12 protein-coding genes are annotated in these 18303 nt (G+C 72.9%); 3 read left to right on the forward strand and 9 right to left on the reverse strand.

The genetic code is table 11. The features are described from left to right. Positions 1–204 precede the first annotated feature (204 nt). Positions 205–1458, forward strand: a complete 1254-nt coding sequence (locus ACWDLG_RS05950; RefSeq protein ID WP_449916443.1) for an esterase/lipase family protein — start codon at positions 205–207, stop codon at positions 1456–1458. A gap of 56 nt (positions 1459–1514) precedes the next feature. Here ACWDLG_RS05950 and ACWDLG_RS05955 read toward each other — a convergent pair whose 3' ends face one another. From ACWDLG_RS05955 to ACWDLG_RS05965, 3 genes are all read right to left on the reverse strand, one after another. After that, entirely contained in the window at positions 1515–1979 is a 465-nt protein-coding gene (locus ACWDLG_RS05955) for a hemerythrin domain-containing protein (RefSeq protein WP_449916445.1), read from the reverse strand. A gap of 213 nt (positions 1980–2192) precedes the next feature. Beyond that, positions 2193–4262 carry an ATP-binding protein gene (locus ACWDLG_RS05960; RefSeq protein ID WP_449916447.1) on the reverse strand — a complete coding sequence of 690 codons (2070 nt, stop codon included), beginning with the start codon at positions 4260–4262 and terminating at the stop codon, positions 2193–2195. Further along, positions 4259–6604: an ATP-binding protein gene (locus ACWDLG_RS05965; RefSeq protein WP_449916450.1), complete on the reverse strand. Its 2346-nt coding sequence runs from the start codon at positions 6602–6604 to the stop codon at positions 4259–4261. Before ACWDLG_RS05965 ends, ACWDLG_RS05960 begins: the two co-directional genes overlap by 4 nt. A gap of 271 nt (positions 6605–6875) precedes the next feature. On the opposite strand from ACWDLG_RS05965, the gene ACWDLG_RS05970 reads away from it, so the two are divergent. Beyond that, positions 6876–9179: an ATP-binding protein gene (locus ACWDLG_RS05970; protein ID WP_449916452.1), complete on the forward strand. Its 2304-nt coding sequence runs from the start codon at positions 6876–6878 to the stop codon at positions 9177–9179. Between the two features lie 163 nt (positions 9180–9342). Here the strand turns inward: ACWDLG_RS05970 and ACWDLG_RS05975 are convergent, their stop codons facing one another. From ACWDLG_RS05975 to ACWDLG_RS06000, 6 genes are all read right to left on the reverse strand, one after another. Next, positions 9343–9765, reverse strand: a complete 423-nt coding sequence (locus tag ACWDLG_RS05975) for a hypothetical protein (protein ID WP_354913117.1) — start codon at positions 9763–9765, stop codon at positions 9343–9345. Continuing rightward, positions 9762–9956, reverse strand: a complete 195-nt coding sequence (locus ACWDLG_RS05980; protein ID WP_449916454.1) for a DUF5999 family protein — start codon at positions 9954–9956, stop codon at positions 9762–9764. Before ACWDLG_RS05980 ends, ACWDLG_RS05975 begins: the two co-directional genes overlap by 4 nt. A 166-nt stretch (positions 9957–10122) precedes the next feature. Next, on the reverse strand, positions 10123–10347 hold the full coding sequence (locus ACWDLG_RS05985) for a hypothetical protein (RefSeq protein WP_354913121.1): 225 nt from the start codon (positions 10345–10347) through the stop codon (positions 10123–10125). Next, positions 10334–10582: a DUF6400 family protein gene (locus tag ACWDLG_RS05990; protein ID WP_449916458.1), complete on the reverse strand. Its 249-nt coding sequence runs from the start codon at positions 10580–10582 to the stop codon at positions 10334–10336. The genes ACWDLG_RS05985 and ACWDLG_RS05990 overlap by 14 nt, the downstream gene beginning before the upstream one ends. Before the next feature lie 213 nt (positions 10583–10795). Then, positions 10796–11251, reverse strand: a complete 456-nt coding sequence (locus ACWDLG_RS05995) for an ATP-binding protein (protein WP_449916461.1) — start codon at positions 11249–11251, stop codon at positions 10796–10798. A 239-nt stretch (positions 11252–11490) separates the two neighbouring features. Next, positions 11491–13257 carry a thiamine pyrophosphate-binding protein gene (locus ACWDLG_RS06000; RefSeq protein ID WP_449916462.1) on the reverse strand — a complete coding sequence of 589 codons (1767 nt, stop codon included), beginning with the start codon at positions 13255–13257 and terminating at the stop codon, positions 11491–11493. A gap of 396 nt (positions 13258–13653) precedes the next feature. Here ACWDLG_RS06000 and ACWDLG_RS06005 point away from each other — a divergent pair, with 396 nt between their 5' ends. Beyond that, positions 13654–18096: an HAD-IC family P-type ATPase gene (locus ACWDLG_RS06005; RefSeq protein WP_449916464.1), complete on the forward strand. Its 4443-nt coding sequence runs from the start codon at positions 13654–13656 to the stop codon at positions 18094–18096. Positions 18097–18303 lie beyond the last annotated feature (207 nt).

Genomic DNA, 18303 nt, shown 5'->3' on the forward strand with positions numbered 1-18303 from the left:
TGTCTGACAAGAGCGACGATTGGGAAATTTGTGGTTCCCGATGGTCGCGCGCGCGTGAACTCCCGTTACGTCTGAGCGTGATCGGCATGTCGCGCACCCACGGCCACGGACGCGGACATGGCGCCGGCCCACATTGACCCGGCCGCCTCGATCCGGCGAGATGAGCTCACCTGTCCCTGCACGATCGGTTCTGGGAGATGTGAGATGATGCGACGTCCTTGGGGACGAACCGCCACCGCTTTAGCGCTGGTGGCGACAGCGGTGTTCACGGCGCCGGCCGCGCCCGCGGCGGCCGTGGCCGGACCGGTCACGCTGGAGGCCACCTACACGACCGGGCTGGAGAACGGCTGGGCGCAGGTCGAGCGTTACCGGGACGCCTCCAGCGGGTTCCAGGCCGAGACCTATCCCCCTGACGGCCGCGGCGACCACACGGGCCAGACCAGGCGGCTGTTCGGCGACGTCGCCCGCCCGCACGCGTCGCGGTTCCTGCTGTACCACGCGCCGGGCTGGCAGACCGGCGCCAAGGCCACCCCCGTGCTGCTGGTCCACGGCGCCAACCAGACCGCCGACCTGGCCTGGGCCAACCCCAACGCCCGCGGCTCGTACGGCTGCGGCCAGGCGAGCTGTCCCACCACCGGACTCATGCAGCACCTCAGCGGCCAGGGCTACAAGGTGTTCGCGATCGGCTTCCCGCACGTCACGGGCGACGGCTACTACTGGGCGGAGCAGATCCACGACGCCATCGCGCGGATCAAGGCCAAGACGGGCGCGGCCCAGGTCGATGTGATCGGCTGGTCCAAGGGGGCGTTCAACGCGCGCATGTACGTCTCGTCGCTGCGCCGCTCGTGGGGCACGGCCTACGCGGGAGACGTGCGCAAGCTCGTTCTCGTGGGCGGTCCGAACAAGGGCTTCGACTGGGGCTACCGGCACGGCTGGACCCACGATTTCGCGATATTTCCGGAATGCGGAGGGTCGCTGAACGCGCCCGCCCCGCACACCCAGATGATCTGCTACGGCCTCTGGCGCAACCACCCCGAACTGAGCTACGAGGGCGACGCCTACCCGGGCTCGGACGACATGCTCTACCGCTGGGACGACGTCTACCCGCTGCCCGCCGCCGAGCAGGACTGGTACACCACCTACTACGGCGGCACCGGCTTCTACACCGCCGGCCGCGGCATCCAGTACGCCATCGACAGGGGCTCGCTGGTCAGGCCGCTGATCGACGCCGGCACCCCGGCGGGCGTGCCGGTCTACCAGCTCTGCGGCAACTCTCCCGACATGGCGCTGCTGCACAACGAGCACACCGGCCCGTCGGACGGCGCGGTGTTCGTCGCCAGCTGCGCCGCCCCCGACGGCGTGGCCAACCGGGCCGCCGCCGTGACCCTGCCCCTCAACCACCTCAAGCTCGGCTGGGCCACCAACGCCATGGGCCAGATCACCACCTGGCTCGGCTGAGACGGCGCGGCGTGCCGTGCCGTACCCCGGCCCGGGATACAGGTGGGCACGGCACGTCACTCGCCGCCGATGTCGATCTCGTAGGCCTGGTAGAGCAGGTCCGCCCCCCGCCGCCGGTGGCGGCCCAGCGCCGTCACCACCGCGGTCAGCCGCTGCCTCAGCCGCTCCACGGCCGGCTCGTCGCCGGGCGCCGCCAGCTCGTCCTCCGCGGCGGCGAGCTGCGCGGCGATCTCGAGATGCTCCCGGTGCAGCCGGCGCAGCATGCCGTCCAGCCGCGGCGCCGCCGTACGGACCTCGTCGAAGAGCCCGTCGGGCCCCTCCACGATCGAGATGTGCGCGTCGAACGCCTCCCGCATCCTGGCCAGGACCGGTGTCAGCTCATGCGCCCACTCGGCGGCCCGGCCGGCCGGCGGGGCGGCCAGGGCGCGGTCGAGTTCCTCGGCGGCGCGGCGCAGATGGGCGCGACGTTTGCGGAGCGTCGCGAGCTCCTCCTCTGGAGGAGTGACGGGATTCTCGGACATGGTCTCTACTCGATCGCGCATTGCCACGGCCCGAGCCGTATGCGGATGTCTTCCACCGTACGACCGCGACCCACCGGCTGACCATGCCTTCGCGCCGGGGCCCGCGCGGCGGCCGGTCCGCGGGGCCGCACGGGCGCCGTCAGATGCGGCCGGTCAGCCGGACCGCGCGGGCACCCTCAGGAGCGGCCGGTCAGCCGAGCCGCGCGGGCGCCGTCAGGAGCGGCACGATGTCAGGGCTTGCCTGGCCCCGTCGCGGAAGGCCGCGGCGAACTCCCGCTCCCCCAGCTCCTGGCGGGTTCGCTCGACGCAGCGCTCGTGCCATGTCGCCTGGTACCAGAGCCGGGTCGGCGAGGAGTCCACCGCCTGCCACAACGTGTGCGCCGCCCCCAGCATCCGGGCCGCCCGCCGGTGGTCGCCCCTGGCGCAGGCCGTCCATGCCAGCAGTTCCAGGCACTGGGTCAGGCCCCAGCGGTCGTTGACCCCTCTGGTGAACTCGGCGGCCTCGCTCGCCAGCGCCTCGGCGCGGTGCCAGTCGTCCAGGTTCCACGCGGCGATGGCGAGCGACAGCTGGGCATAGGCGCGCCACAGGATCGCGCCATGGGCCTCGCACAGCGCCAGCACCTCCTCGCCGATCACCGCCGCTCGCGCCGGGTCCTCCATCGAGCCGTAGGCGGCCGTGTAGTAGAGGTCGACGGTCACGCCGGCGAGGTCCCCGGCGGCGCGGTGGATGGCCAGGGCCTGCTCCATGAGCGCCTGGCCGCGTCGCGCGTCGCCGGTGGAGAAGGCGGCCAGGCCGGAGGCCCGCAGGACGAGCGGCAGGACGCTCTCGTTGCCCGCCAGCTGTGCCATGGCTCGGCACTCCTCGAGTCTCGGCGTCGCCGCGTCCAGGTCGCCCTGCCGCAGGGCCAGCATGCTGTCCGTGCACAGCGCGATCGCTCGGGTGCGGCCCTCGCCGGGCACCTGGTCAAGGCCGCGCCGCAGCCAGTACCGTCCCTCGGTGGGGGAACCGGCGAGCATCCAGTAGCTCCACATCGACGAGGCGATGTCGAGGGCCGTCGCCGCCGTGCCCGGCGCGCTCAGGCACAGCTCGAGCGCGACGCGCACATTGGGCAACTCACGGCCCAGGAAGCGGTAACGGTCGAGCTGGTCGGGAACGAGCCGGTCGATCCGCCGTCCTTCCGTCACGTCACGGTAGTGGTCGATGTACCGGCCGCGCAGCGCCGTCGCCTCCCCGGGCTCCAGCCGCTCCGCGCCGTAGGCGCGGATGCTCTCCAGCATGCGGTACCTGACCCCGGCCTCCCCGTGCTCGGTCACCAGGACGGACTTGTCCACCAGCCCGGCCACCAGGTCGATGACCTCGACGGGGTCGATCCCGTCGCCCGCGCAGACCGCCTCGGCCGTGTCGAGGTCGGCCCCGCCGGCGAACATCGACATCCGCGCCCACAGCCGCTGCTCGGCCGGTGAGCACAGCTCGAAGCTCCAGTCCATGGTCGCGCGGAGCGTCCGATGGCGTGGCAGCGCGCTCGGGCTGCCCTCCGCCGGCACGTCGAAGCGCTCCTCCAGCTCGCGGGTGAGCTGCTCCAGGGGCACCGTGCGCAGCCGCATCGCGGCCAGCTCGATCGCCAGCGGGATGCCCTCCAGGCGCCGGGCCAGCCGCGCCACGGCGGCCGCGTTGCCCGTGTCCAGGGAGAAGCCAGGCCACACGCTCGCCGCGCGGTCCATGAACAGCCGTACGGCATCGTGCCTGGCGATGTCGCGTGGCGGCAGGGCGCCGTCGTCCGGCACGGACAGGGAGGGCACCACCATGACCTGCTCGCCGCCGACCGCCATGGCCTGGCGGCTGGTCGCCAGGATGCGCAACCGGGGCGCGCCGCGCAGCAGCAGGTCCACCAGGCGGGCGCAGTCCTCGAGCAGGTGCTCGCAGTTGTCCAGCACGAGCAGTATCCGCTTGTCCGCGAGGTAGTCCACCAGCATGGTCGCCGGATCGGGCCCGACGTCCCGCAGCCCCAGCGCCGCGGCCACGGTCGCCGCCAGCAGGTCACCGGCCTCCAGGGTGGCCAGCTCGACCACCTCCACGCCGTCCTTGTAGGCGCGCTCCAGCGACTCGGCGACCCTGAAGGCCAGCCGGGTCTTGCCGACGCCGCCCGTTCCGGTCAAGGTCAGCAGCCGGGTGCGGGACAGCATCCGCCGGGCCTCGGCCACCTCGTGCCGCCGCCCGACGAACCTGGAGGCCTCCGCCGGCGGGTCGGTCGTGGCCGCGCGTGCGCGCTCGGCCGGGCTCACGGCGAGCCTCCGGCCGGGCCCCCCTCGTCGCCTTCCTGCTCCTGCCGGCTGACCCAGGCGGCGATCTGGACGCGCGAGGTGAAGCCGAGCTTGCCGAGGATGTGTTCCACGTGCCCCTCCGCGGTACGCTGCGCGATCATCAGCGCCGCCGCGATCGCCTTGTTGCTCATGCCCTGCGCGACCAGCCGGGCGATCTCCATCTCCCTGCGGGTCAGCGGTGAGGACTTCGGCCGGGCCCCGCCCGCCGGCCGGTCCTCCCGCATCGCGTACTCCAGCGCGTCGGCCAGGGTGAGCCCCATGCCCCTGCGCAGGGCGGTCTCGAACGCCCTGGTGCCGAGTGTCCTCCTGGTCGCCAGCTCGCAGGCGTCATGGTGGTCGGCCAGGTAGCCGAACAGCGGCCCGCCGAACGAGCGCCAGATCTCCCGCAGCGCGCCGAGCAGCAGGGCCGCGCGCTCGGCTTCGCCGTCGCCGCAGCTCGTCCAGGCCAGGACCTCGATGCACAGCGCGATGCCCAGACGGTCGTCGAAGGGCTCCTTGAGCCGTACGGCCTCGCGTTCCATCGCGACCGCCCGCCGCGTGTCGCCCTGCTTCCACACCTCGATCCCGTACGTCCACAGCGCGTACGACCGGAACCAGTTCTCGCGGCGCGGCTCGCAGATCGCCAGGCACTCCTCGAACCTGTCGACCGCCTTGCGGGACTGGCCGAGCAGCGAGTGCACGGTGGCCAGATAGATCAACGAGTTGACGACGCCGATCGCGTCGCCCGTCCTGCGGCTGTGGTCCAGCGCCCCGCCGAGGAGGGTCAGCGCGCTGGGCAGATCCCGCTGGAGCAGGGCGGCGAGGCCGGCGACGTACATGGCGGCGCCCATGGTCGCCGGGTCGTCGAACCGGCGGGCCAGGTGCCGGCCCTCCCCCAGCAGGGTCGCGGCCGTCGCGAAGTCGCTCTGCAGGACGGCCAGCCGCGCCTCGACGCAGAGGGCACGGGCCCGGACCGGGGTCGGCCGCCGGTCGGCGGCGAGCAGGCGTTTGAACCAGCTCCGGCCCTCCTGCGGGGAGTCGGAGGCGATCCAGTAGAACCGCAGCGCCGCGGCGATGACCAGGCCGGAGGCCGCCTGTCCCGGAACCGTCAGGCAGTAGTCGAGGGCGGTTCGCAGGTTGTCGTGCTCGGTGCGCAGGCGCGCGTACCAGCTCACCTGGTCAGGGCCGAACCAGGCGTGGTGCGCCCGGACCGCCAGGTCCTGGTACCAGTCGCGGTGCCGGCGTCTGAGTGTGTCCTCCTGGCCGGCCTCGCGCAGCCGGTCCCTGCCGTACTGGCGGATGGTCTCCAGCAGCCGGTAGCGCGCGTGGGCGCCGTCCTCCTCCCTGATCAGGATGGACTTGTCCACCAGGCCGCACACCAGGTCGACGATCTCCTCCGCGGCGACGCCGTCACCGGCGCACACGCGCTCGGCCGCCTCGAGGTCGAGGCTGCCGGAGAAGACCGACAGCCGCGCCCAGAGCCGCTGCTCCTGCTCGGTGCACAGGGTGTGGCTCCAGTCGATCAGGGCGCGCAGCGTGCGCTGGCGGGGCAGCAGCACCCGCGATCCCGTGGTGAGCAGCTGGAAGCGGTCCTCCAGCCGGGCCAGCAGCTGGTGCACGGAGACCACCCGCAGCCGGACGGCCGCCAGCTCGATGGCCAGCGGGATGCCGTCCAGGCTCCGGCAGATCCGGAGCACGGCCTCCCAGTTGTCGTCGGTGATCCCGAAGCCGGGCGCGACCGCCCCGGCCCGCTCGACGAACAGCCGCACCGCGTCGGACTGCTCCAGCGACTCCCTCGACAGGCGCTCGATGTCGCCGTCGGGCACCGGCAGCGACGGCACGACCATCGTCTGCTCCCCCGCGACGCCGAGCACCTGCCGGCTGGTGGCGAGGATCCGCAGGCCGGGCGCGGCGCGCGCCAGCGTCTCGGCCGCGACGGCGCACTCGTGCAGCAGGTGCTCGCAGTTGTCGAGGACCATCAGCATCTGCTTGTCGCGCAGGTGGCCGGTCAGCACCTCGATCGGCGGTCTGGTGGACAGGTCCGCGATCCCGAAGGACTCGATGAGGGTCTGGACGAGCAGGTCGGGCGACTCCAGCGCGGCCAGCTCGATCACGCACACGCCGTCGCGGAACGCGCGCCGTACGTCGGCGGCGACCCGCCGGGCCAGCCTGGTCTTGCCGACGCCGCCCACGCCGACGAGGGTCACCAGCCTGGAGCCTGCCAGCAGCCGTTTGACCTCGGCTATCTCGCGCCGACGGCCCACGAAGCTGGTCAGCTCGGCCGGCAACCCGCGCGTCTGCGAACCCTTGGACGCCACCCCCATGCGTGCTCACCCGCTCGGATCCGTCGAGGCACCCGTGCCGTCGGGACGGGAGCCGACGAAACCCAGATTACGCCTGGGCCATTTTCGGCATGCTTTTACCGTTCTGTAATGAATGGCCACAAGGATCCTGAGGGTGCGGACCGCTGAGGCCCTGCGCACGACCCTGAACGATGACGGCTACAGCCGCGCTCCAGCGGCGACGCAGCCGGCGAGGAAACCCATGACGACGAGCGCCTCCAGACGGCAGCAGACGGCGAGGTTGCCGGCAGAGGTGACCAGCTTCGTAGGCCGTCGGCACGAAGTGGCCGAGGTCAAACGGCGCCTGCCGCTGTCCCGCGGGGTGACCCTGACCGGTGCCGGCGGGGTCGGCAAGACCCGGCTGGCCCTCCGGGTGGCGCTCGACGTGGCCCGCGACTTCCGCGGCGGGGTGTGGTTCGTCGAGCTGGCCACGGTGGAGAGCCCGGACATGCTCGCGCAGAGCGTGGTCGAGGCGCTGGAGATCCGCGACCTCAGCCTCAGCTCGCCCATGGAGGTGCTCGTCGACCACCTCAGGGACAAGCAGGCCCTGGTGATCCTCGACAACTGCGAGCACCTGGTGCACGAGTGCGCGGTTCTCGCCGAGACGCTGCTGCGCGCCGCGCCCGAGCTGAGCATCCTGGCCACCAGCCGGGAGGCCCTCGGTTTCGCCGGCGAGCAGACGCTGCCGGTGCCCACGCTCCCGCTGCCCGACAACGACGGCGCGGGGATGCCCATCGAGTCGCTGGCCAGGTGCGACGCCGTGTGCCTGTTCGCCGAGCGGGCCAGAGCCGTCCTGCCGTCCTTCGCCATCACCGAGGAGAACAGAGAGGTCGTCGCCCGGATCTGCCGGCGGCTGGACGGCCTGCCGCTCGGGATCGAGCTGGCCGCCGTCAGGCTGCGCGCCCTGTCCGTCAAGCAGCTGGACGAGCGCCTCCACGACCGCTTCCGGCTGCTGACCGGGGGCTCTCGGGCCGTGCTGCCGCGGCACCAGACGCTGCGCGCCCTGATCGACTGGAGCCACGCCCTGTGCTCGGAGAAGGAGCGGCTGCTCTGGGCCCGCGTGTCGGTCTTCGCCGGCGACCTGGACCTGGAGGCGGCCGAGGCGGTCTGCTCCGGCGACGGCATCGACCGCGACGAGGTGCTCGACCTGGTGTGCGGTCTGGTGGACAAGTCGATCCTGATCAGGGAGGAGCACGGGTCGCGGGCGCGCTACCGGCTGCTGGAGATCATCCGCCAGTACGGCATGGAGAAGCTCGCCGACACGGGCCGGCAGGCGACGCTGCAACGGCGGCACCGCGACCACTACCGCACGCTGGCGGCGCAGTCGCGAGCCCAGCTGTTCGGCCCGTCGCAGGTGGCGTGGTTCGACCGGCTGCGGCTGGAGCACGCCAACCTGCACACCGCGCTGGAGAACTGCTTCGGCGATCCCGAGGAGGTCTCCACCGGTCTCGACTTGGCCGCCGACCTGCTCTACCACTGGATCAGCGGTTACTGGCTGGGAGAGGGAAGGCGCTGGCTGGACCGGGCGCTGGCCGCCGCGCCCGAACCGAGCCAGGCGCGGGCACGGGCGCTGTGGACCGCCGGCTGGCTGGCGATCATCCAGGCCGACATCCCCGCGGCCAAGGCGATGCTCGAGGAGAGCCGGACGATCGCCGAGCGGCTGGGGCTGGACGCGACCCTGGCCTACGTCGAGCTCTACTGCGGGATGATCGCCATGTACGAGGGCGACGCCGAGTCCGCCATCACGCGCTACGAGGACGCGCTGGCCGGGCACCGCGCCGCCGGCGACCCCGTGGGCACGGCGCTGGCCCTCATCCGGCTGTCCCTGGCGTACTCCTTCCGCGGCGACTCCCCGCGGGCCATCGAGCTGGGCGACCAGTGCCTGGCCCTCTGCGACGCCCACAGCGAGGGCTGGCACCGGGCGTACATGATGATGGCGCTCGGCGTGGAGGTCTGGCGGCAGGGCGACCTCGCGCGGGCGACCGAGCTGGAGGCGACGAGCCTGGTCTTCAACCGCGCGCTCGACGACCCGCTGGGAGTGGGAATCAACCTGGAGGTGCTGGCGTGGATCGCCACCGCCGAGAAGCAGTACCGGCGAGCGGCCCAGCTGCTCGGCATCCTCGAAACCGTCTGGCAGGCGATCGGCGCACCACTGTCGGGGTTCGGGCACCTGTCCCACTATCACGACGAATGCGTGGAGAGCGTGCGCCAGGCCCTCGGCGACGCGGCCTTCGACACCGCCGTCAAGCGCGGTGCCCGGCTCTCCTACGACGAGGCGCTCGCCTACGCCCTCCGCCAGGACCGGCCGCAGCAGGGCGACGAGCAGCCGGCCGCGGCCAAGTCGGCGCCGCTGACGCCGCGGGAGACCGAGATCGCCCACCTCGTGGCGCAGGGACTGACCAACAAGGAGATCGCCGCCGCCCTGGTGATCTCCCAGCGGACGGCGGAGGGGCACATCGAACGCATCCTGAGCAAGCTCGGCTACCACTCCCGCGCCCAGGTCGCGGTCTGGGTGGCCGAGCAGGGCCACGTGGCCGGCGACGAGCCGTCCGGCTGACACCCGGCCACGCGGGCGGCGCGGTCGCCCAGCAGTGCGGTCACCCAGCCGGTCGCTCAGTAGGGCATCGGCCGTCCCGACGGTGTCCGCAGGTCCGGGGCGTGGGGGTCGGCCGACCTCCTCGTCTTGCGGATCCGGGTCTTGCGCACGGTCACGGTTCCCTTCAGATGAGTCCCGGTGCGGGAAGCTCGAACCAGACGACCTTCCCCTCGTCGGTCTGGGCGGTGCCCCAGCAGCAGGCCAGGTGGGCCAGCAGGAGGTGTTCGCGTTCGGCGCGCCGTCCCGAGGGCTCGGCGTGCTCGATCTCGCAGCGCAGGAGCCCGTCCTCGGCGGTGAGCGTGACCCTGACGGTGTCGGCGCTGTCCTGCAGCGCGCTGGTCACCAGCTCGCCCACCAGCACGTCCGCCACCGCCGCCTCGTTCTGCAGCCCCCACTGCACCAGCCGGGCGCGCGTCATGCGGCGGGCGCTGGGCACGGCTGACGACGTGGCCGTCAGCACCCAGGAGGCCCTCCGCTCGCCCGGCACGGCGCGGGTGAACAGGCCGTCGGCGAAGGCGAGGAAGCGGTTGGGGGTCATGAGCCTCATGCCGCGTGTCCGGAGTGCACAGGTCCGATGGCGATGCTCCGGCCGTCCGGCAGCAGCTCGCCGCAGTCGTCGAAGATGACGACCCCGTTGCACAGCAGCCCCCAGCCCTGTTCCGGGTGGAAGGCGACCAGGCGGGCCGCGTCGTGGTGCGGAGCGTCCGCCGATGGACACGGCGGTTGATGCTGGCACATGGCTCGTTACCCCTCTCATGGCATTCGGGTTCGGCTGAGCTCATGTCTGGAACCAGCCTGCACCGCACGGCGCCACGAGCGAGACGGGATAAACCCCCGTATGGGTACCCGTAAGGCATGGGTAGGTACCTACGTAGCGGGTGGGGGTAGTGCCGGGGGCGGCCCGTCAGGAGGTGCCGCTCGCCCCGAAGTGGGTCTCGTGATCCCACACGTGGGTGCAGCCGGGGCACTGGAGGTGCAGCCGGCTGCCGGTGTTGCCGAGCAGGTAGCGCCAGTGCACCCCGCAGGTGCGTCCGCCGCGGCAGTCCCCGCAGTCGGTGCCGTCGAAGCACCGGGGGCAGGAGACCCATGCCCGGCGGCCCCGATCGGCCTGGGGGTCAATCGGCAACACGGCCCGGCGCCTTCCGCGGGAGGACCTCGGCGGCCACGAGCATGTCGTAGGTCTCCTGCTGCTGCCGGTCGAGGCCCGAGTAGAGGAGCGCGTACGCCTCCTCCTCCCCGCGCATCACCGCCAGGGGGTCCCAGTTCGCTCCCAGCGCCGCCATGACCGCGGCCCGTCGGCGGGTCTCGTCCGCGGTGAGGTCGAACTGGAAGACGGCGTGTGCGCTGCTGCTGTCGTGGCTCATGGCGCGACTTTCCGGTGGGATGGCGGAGGCGGGCGGAATCGGGGAGGTTCCTCCTGGAGGGCCGGAACGAAGGCTCAGCGCGAGGATCGGGAGGGGGTCGGCGACCACTCGGAGGCACGCTGAGACAGGAGGCCCTCCCCGCGGAGGGGTATTGCCATTTGTATACCTTATGTCCGGATTTATGGTCAATTCATGACGTTGTCCGCGCCACGGTCATCCCCGGACCGGTTCCGTCCGGGTCCGGTCCGCGGTGGGGATCTCGAACCAGACGACCTCCCCCGAGTCCGTACGGCCGGTCCCCCAGCAGCAGGCCAGCGCATCGAGGAGGGCGCGCCCGTACCAGCCCTCCGCGGGAAGGAGAAGCGGCCCGCCGTCCTCGACCTCGCATCGCATGAGGCCGTCGTCGACCGTCAGGGTGAGCCGGACATGGCCGCCGGCGTGCCGTACGGCGTTGGTCACGAGCTCGCTGACCAGGAGCTCGGCGGCCTCCACCAGCTCCGGGAGCCGCCACAGGTGCAGCCGGACGCGGGTGAGATGCCGGGCGATCGGCACCGCGGTGGGCCTGGACGACAGGATCCAGAAGGCGGCAGGCGCGTCGTCGGCCGGCCCGGCGCGCAGGGTCAGCGCGTCGGCGAGGGCCTGGACCTCGGTGTGGGACGTCGGTTTCACGCGGCGCCGTCCCGCGTGCGCACTGGTGGCCGTTTCCGCTGACGGTACGACATGGTTCGCCCCCGGTTCTCCGCTGGATGCGCGTACGGCATGCCTGGCACGACATGTCCACGGGCGAGCATGCGACGCGGGCGGCACGACCGGCGAGGGGAGAAACCCGTATCCCGGTACCCGAATCGGGCAGCCGGCCCTCCCCTTCGCGTGCGGTAGCCGCCCAGCGGCCAGGGCGGCGAGCGGGCTCAGTCGCCCAGCTTCTGGATGCGGTCCTTGAACAGCGTGGTGGCGATGGCCGCACGATGCGGCTGGCCCTTGACGAACGCCTGGGCGAACTTCACGGCCTGCTGGTAGCTCACCTTGCCCGGCATGGGCGGCTCGTTCGGATCGACGTCGACGTCGACCAGCGCGGGACCGTCATGGGCGAGGGCCCGCTCGACGGCGCCGCGCAGGTCGCCCGGCCTGGTGACCTTGGCGCCGAACCCGTGGCAGGCCGTCGCCCAGGAGGAGTAGTCGGCCCAGGGCTCGGCGTAGCGCACGCCGTGCTCGGGATAGCCGAGCACCATCTGCTCCCACAGGATCTGGCCCAGCGCGTTGTTGTTGTTGATCACCACCTTGACCGGCAGCCCGTGCTGGGCGGCGGTGAGGAACTCGGCCATGAGCATGGCGAAGCCGCCGTCCCCCACGTACGCGATCACCTGGCGGCCGGGGAAGGCGTGCTGCATGGCGAGGGCGTACGGCAGGCCGGGCGCCATCGTGGCGAGGTTGCCGGACAGGTAGAACCGCCGGTCGCCGCGGATCGTCCAGTGCCGGGCGGCCCACGTGGCGACGGTGCCGCTGTCGCAGGCGAGGATCGCGTCGTCGGCGGCCAGCTCGTCGAGGACGGACACCAGGTACTGCGGCGCGATCGGGTCGCGCTCCGGGTTCTCCAGCGCGCGCAGTTCGCGGCGCCACTTGTCCATCTTCTCCTGGTACTTCACCAGGTGACGGAGGTCGGTGCGCCGCTCCAGGAGCGGCAGCAGCGCGCTGAGGCCTTCCTTGGCGTCGCCGACCATGGGCACGTCCGTGGGCACCCTGGTGCCCGCGCGGGCCGGATCGACCTCCAGTTGCACGAACCTGGCCGTGCCGGGCTCGGGGAGGTGCTTGGTGTACGGGAAGTTCGTGCCGATCATGAACAGCACGTCCACGTCCTCCACCAGTTCCTCGCTCGGCCGGGTGCCCAGCAGGCCGAGCCCGCCGGTGGTGTACGGGGAGTCGTCCGGGACGACCGCCTTGCCGACGAGCGTCTTGATCACCGGCGCCGCCAGCGTCTCGGCGACGGCCAGCACCTCCTGCCTGGCGTGCAGCGCGCCGGCTCCCACCAGCAGGGCAGGGCGCTCGGCCGCGTTGAGCACCTGCGCGGCCCGCTCCAGGTCCTCCTGCCTCGGGACGCCGGGGGCGGGCAGGTAACACGGCGCGGTCCTGGGTGGGCGTACGGGGCCGACGTGCTTCCACGGATCGGCGGCGGCGTCGGCGACCTGGATGTCGTTGGGAACCGACAGGTGGGCCACCCCCCGCCTGGCGTAGGCGGTCCTGACGGCGATGTCCACCAGGGCCGGCAGCTGCGCCGGGTGGTAGATGACCATGTTGTACTCGGCGACGTCGCCGAACGCCTTGTCGAGGTGGACCTCCTGCTGGTAGCCGGTGCCCAGCACGGTCGTCTCCTGCATGCCGGTGATGGCCAGCACGGGCGCGTGGTCGAGCTTGGCGTCGTAGAGGCCGTTGAGCAGGTGCAGCCCGCCGGGGCCCGAGGTGGCCAGGCACACGCCGATCCTGCCGGTGGCCTTGGCGTACCCGGCGGCCATGAACGCGGCGGCCTCCTCATGGTGGACGAGGACGAAGCGCACCTTGTCCTGGTGCCGCCGCAGCCCCTCCATCAGCCCGTTGATGCCGTCGCCCGGCAGGCCGAAGACGGTGTCGACGCCCCACTCGGCCAGCCTCTCGATCAGTGTTTCCGAAGCGATTCGAGCCATGCGACGGCGCCTACCCGTCACCCGCTCGCCCATACGGCGCGCGGCGCGCCACGGTTGGCCACCCGCTCACCGGCAGGTCGACACAAGGACCACGGGCTGGGCCTGCGCAGGCCGCCCAGGGGGCGAGGCAGAAGGAGCTCCTGGAGCCGGCTTGAAGCAACCAAACGTGCTGTACGTCACCTATGACTGGAATGGGTAGGTATGTAAGCGAAAGGGAGATGTGGAGCATCACGGCGTGTGCTCGCCCCCGGCCCCGCGCCGGGGAGGGGGAGGAGGAACCGATGGCCGTCATCCCGGCACTCCCCGCTCGCGCACATCCGGGGTGAGCTCCGTTGCCCCGTGATCCCAGCGAGCCGCGCGCTCTCGCGGCTCGACGAACCGTTGCCGGGAGGGTGTATGGCATGGCTCGGCCTGCCCTCGGTTGACACGCTGCTCGACCTGGTCCCCGAACCGGTGCGCGGCTTCATTCCACGACCTCGCCGGGTACAGCCGTGCGCGGGCGGGGTCCGCATCGAGTTGCGGCGCGTCGGCGGGCCGGGAAGCGAGCGGTTCGCGCGCGCCCTCGAGGAGCGGCTGCGCGCGGCGGGCGCCGGGCGCGCCGAGGTGAACGGGGCGCTCGGCTGCGTGTTCGTCGGGTGCGACATCACCACGGTCGACATGGACAAGCTCCTGGCGCTGGTGGAAGAGCTCGACACGGACGGGCGGACCCCCGGCACGACCGCGGACAAGACGGCGGACGGCAGCGCGGACGGCAGCGCGGACGAGAGCGCTGACGACAGCGCGGAGGAGGGGCCGGCGGCCACCCGCGTGCTCGACGGCGTCGAACAGCAGGCCCGCGCCGCGGTCAGCCTCGGCCTGCACCTCGTCGGAGCCGGAGTGGCGCTGGCCGGCCAGGCCGCGCGCCTGCCGAGGCTGCACGCGGCGGTGCCGCCCTTCCTGGCGCTGGCCGAGGACACCCCGCGGATCCGCCACGAGCTGGAGCAGCGCCTCGGCAAGCACGCCGTCGACACGGTGCTGACCGCGACCAGGGTCGTCTCCCAGACGCTGGCCGGGCGGCCCCTGTCGCTGCTGGTCGACGCCGTCGCCGCGGCGGGCCGCTACGTCGACGCGCGGGCCGGGCTTCGGGCCTGGGCGCTGCGCGAGGAGGGGTTCGCCGCCGAGCAGGGCGCCTACCGCCATCTCAGGACAGCGGCGACCGCCCGCCCTGTTCCGCTCCCCCGCGGGCCCGTCGAGCGCTACGCCGACGCGGCCAGCGCGGCCTCGGTGGTGGCGCACAGCGTGACCACGGCCATCAGCCAGGACCACCAGCGGGGACTGTCCGTGCTCATCACCGGGGCGCCCAAGGCCGCGCGCCTCGGCAGGGACGCCTTCACCAGCGCCGCCCTGCGTGCCCTGGCGGGACGCGACACGATCGTGCTGGATCGCCACGCGCTGCACCGCATGGATCGCATCGACACGGTCGTCCTGGACGCCGACGTGCTCGCCTCCGGCGCCTGGACGGTCGACAGCGTCGTCCCGCTCGCCCAGGACGTGGACACGGACGACCTGCACGCCAGGCTCTACACCCTGCTCGACCTGACCGATCCCGCGGCCAGGTGCGAGCACGACGGGTGGACCGCCGTGCCGTACGAGGAGGCGGAGGGGCCGGTCGCGGCGGCCGTCGGGCCCGCCCGCCTGGCCGAGTGGCGCGAGCAGGGGATCCGGGCCGTCGTGGTGGCCGAGCGTGAGGTCCCGCGGGCCCTGGTCGGGCTGGCCCGGGAGTTGCACCCGCTAGCCGAAGCCGTGGTCGCGGCGCCGGACGGCGTCTGCGAGGTGATCCTGGCCGGCGGGGACACGGGCTTCGCCCGCCGGCTCGGCGTGGAGCGGACCGTCGCCGGCGGGTCCCGGCTGGCCGCCTCGGTCCGCGCGCTCCAGCTCGAGGGGCACGCCGTGGCCGTGGTGTCCCAGCGCGCGCGCCGCGGCCTGAGCCAGGCCGACCTGGGCATCGGGGTGCTCGGACGGCAGCGGCGGGTCCCCTGGGACGCGGACGTGATCGGCGAGCTCGACGGGGTGCACCTGCTGCTCCAGTGCCTGCCGTACGCCAGGAAGGCGAGCACGCGAAGCGTGCGGGTGGCCGCCGCGGGAGCCGTCGCGGGGGCGGGACTGGCGTTCCTGGTGCCGCAGCCGGTCGCCGTCCGGCAGGCCCACCTGGTGCGCGACTGTACCTCCCTGGCCGCGCTGGTCGTCGGGGAGTGGGCGGGACGTCACATGGAGCGCCGGCTGCCGCCGATCCAGGCCGACCACACGCCCTGGCACGCCATGGCGGTGCGCGACGTGCTGGCCCGGCTGCGCACCTCGCCCGGCGGCCTGACCGAGGCGGAGGCGGCCCGGCGCCGCCGGAAGGCGCCGCGACGGCAGGCGGCCGGCCCGACGTCCCTGGTGGGTGCGTCGCTGCACGAGCTGGCCAACCCGCTGACTCCGGTCCTGGCCGCGGGCGCCGGCCTGTCGGCCGTCGTCGGCTCGGCGCTGGACAGCGTGCTCATCGGCGGCGTGATGGTCGTCGACGCGCTCATCGGCGGCGCCCAGCGGCAGGGCGCCGACCGGGCGCTGCGCCGCCTCACCGAGGCCACCGCCGTGCGGGTACGGCTGCGCCGGCCCGGCGGCGGCATGACGGGCGTCGCCGACGACCTGGTGCCGGGGGACGTGATCGAGCTGCGGGCCGGCGACGCCGTACCCGCCGACTGCAGGCTCATCCAGGAGACCGGCCTCGAGCTGGACGAGTCGGTCCTCACCGGCGAATCGCAGCTCGTCGCCAAGACGGCGGCGCCGACCGCGGCGCGCGCCGTCGCGGACCGCGCCTCGATGGTGTACCAGGGGACGACCGTCGCGGCCGGCCATGGCCTCGCCGTGGTCGTGGCCACCGGCGAGGCGACCGAGGCGGGCAGGACCGCCAGGCTGGCCCGCGAGCGGCCGCCGGACAGCGGGGTGGAGCTGCGGCTTCGCGAGCTGAGCAGCAGGATCCTGCCCGCCGCGGTCGGCTCCGGGGTGGTCCTGATGGTCGTCGAGATGGTCCGCGGCTCGCGCCTGGCGCAGGCGGTGGCGCCCGCGGTGAGCATGATGGTGGCCGCGGTCCCCGAGGGGCTGCCGTTCGTCGCCACCGTGGCCGAGCTCGCCTCGGCCAAGCGGCTGTCGGCGCGCAACACGCTCGTCCGCAACCCGTCGACGATCGAGGCGCTGGGCCGGGTCGACGTGCTCTGCTTCGACAAGACGGGAACCCTGACCGAGGGGCACATCAGCCTGCGCAGGGTGTCGAACGGGTGGTCCGAGGAGGCGCTGGAGGCGGCGACGCCGGCGCTGCGGGAGATCGTCGCCGCGGCGCTGCGCGCGGGACCGCGGTTCGGCGGCGGGCGGGCCATTCCCCATCCCACGGACCGGGCCGTGGTCGAGGGGGCCGCCCGGCTGGGGGTCACCGCGCGGAACGGGCTGGTGCGCTGGGAGCGGGTCGACGAACTGCCCTTCGAACCGGGGCGCGGCTACCACGCGGTCCTCGGCCTGTCGGAGTCCGGTCATCTGCTGAGCGTCAAAGGCGCTCCCGAGGTCGTGCTCACCCGCTGTGCCGACCTGGTCCGCGGGGGCCGGCGGGTCCCGTTGGACCCGGCGGCCAGGCGGGCGCTGGAGAAGGAGGTGGACCGGCTCGCGCTGCAGGGCTACCGCGTGCTCGCGGTCGCCGAACGGCCGGCCTCCAGCCGCGCCGACCTCGACGAGTCCCGCATCGAACGCCTTTCCTTCCTGGGTTTCCTCGGTCTGGCCGACCCCGTGCGGCCGACGGCCAAGCGCAGCGTGGAAGGACTGATGCGGGCGGGCGTCCGCGTGGTCATGATCACCGGTGACCATCCCAGCACGGCCGAGGCGATCGCCGCCGAGATCAACGCCCTGAACGGCGGGCGCGTCCTGACCGGCCCCGAGCTCGACGGCCTGGACGACGCGGCCCTGGGCGCGGCGCTGCCGGACGTGGCGGTCTTCGCCCGGGTCACCCCCGAGCACAAGGCGCGGATCGTGACCAGCCTGCGCCGGACGGGAAGGGTGGTGGCCGTCACCGGCGACGGCGCCAACGACGTGCCGGCCATCCGGCTCGCCGACGTCGGTGTCGCCCTCGGACCCCGTGCGACTCCCGCCGCCAGGGCCGCCGCCGACATCGTCGTGATCGACGACCGGATCGAGACGATCATCGACGCGATCGTCGAGGGCAGGGCCATGTGGGGCTCCGTCCGCGACGCGCTGGGCATCCTGCTCGGCGGCAACATCGGAGAGATCGCTTTCACGCTCGGCTCGAGCCTGCTCACCAGGCGCAGCGCGCTGAACGCCCGCCAGTTGCTGCTGGTCAACCTGCTCACCGACATGCTGCCGGCGATGGCGGTGGCCGTCCGGCCGCCCGGCGCCGCCAGTCCGGAGGCGCTGCTGGCGGAGGGGCCCGAGGCGTCGCTGGGCGCCGCGCTGACGCGGGACATCTACCTGCGCGCGGCCACCACGGCCGCGGCGGCGACCGCGGCCTGGATCCTCGCCCGCATGACCGGCACCCGTGGCCGCGCGGACACGGTCGGGCTGGTGGCCCTGGTCGGCGCCCAGTTGCTGCAGACGCTGGCGCTGGGCAGCAGGGACCGGGTGGTGGTGCTGGCCTCGGTGTCGTCGCTGGCGGCGCTGGGTGTGATCGTCTCAGTCCCCGGCCTCAGCCAGTTCTTCGGGAACCGGCCGGTCGGGCCGCTCGGCTGGGGCATCGGGCTCGGCTGCGCGGCGCTCGCGGTGCTGCTGGCCACCGTGATCGAAAGCCTGGGGCGGAAACGTTCTGGACAGTTCACCTGACCGTCATCCGAACGACACCCGAACACGGAAATTTATAGCGAAATATGCCTATAACAGTGTCTTTCTCCATGTGAGGTAGCAAGTGTCTGATTTCTTGGCGTCCCTGCTTGCCAAGGCCGCCTTCATGCTCGTGGAGGCGCTGATCACGCGCCTCGTCCAGGCCCTGATCGCGTCGATGACCCGACCGGCCGGCCTCCGGCTCGCCTG

The organism is Nonomuraea sp. NPDC003727 (assembly GCF_053586935.1).

Coding starts and splice junctions, on each gene's coding strand:
- ACWDLG_RS05950 (WP_449916443.1), top strand. CDS start 205: ATGATGCGACGTCCTTGGGGACGAACCGCCACCGCTTTAGCGCTGGTG.
- ACWDLG_RS05955 (WP_449916445.1), bottom strand. CDS start 1,979: ATGTCCGAGAATCCCGTCACTCCTCCAGAGGAGGAGCTCGCGACGCTC.
- ACWDLG_RS05965 (WP_449916450.1), bottom strand. CDS start 6,604: ATGGGGGTGGCGTCCAAGGGTTCGCAGACGCGCGGGTTGCCGGCCGAG.
- ACWDLG_RS05975 (WP_354913117.1), bottom strand. CDS start 9,765: ATGAGGCTCATGACCCCCAACCGCTTCCTCGCCTTCGCCGACGGCCTG.
- ACWDLG_RS05980 (WP_449916454.1), bottom strand. CDS start 9,956: ATGTGCCAGCATCAACCGCCGTGTCCATCGGCGGACGCTCCGCACCAC.
- ACWDLG_RS05990 (WP_449916458.1), bottom strand. CDS start 10,582: ATGAGCCACGACAGCAGCAGCGCACACGCCGTCTTCCAGTTCGACCTC.
- ACWDLG_RS06000 (WP_449916462.1), bottom strand. CDS start 13,257: ATGGCTCGAATCGCTTCGGAAACACTGATCGAGAGGCTGGCCGAGTGG.
- ACWDLG_RS06005 (WP_449916464.1), top strand. CDS start 13,654: ATGGCATGGCTCGGCCTGCCCTCGGTTGACACGCTGCTCGACCTGGTC.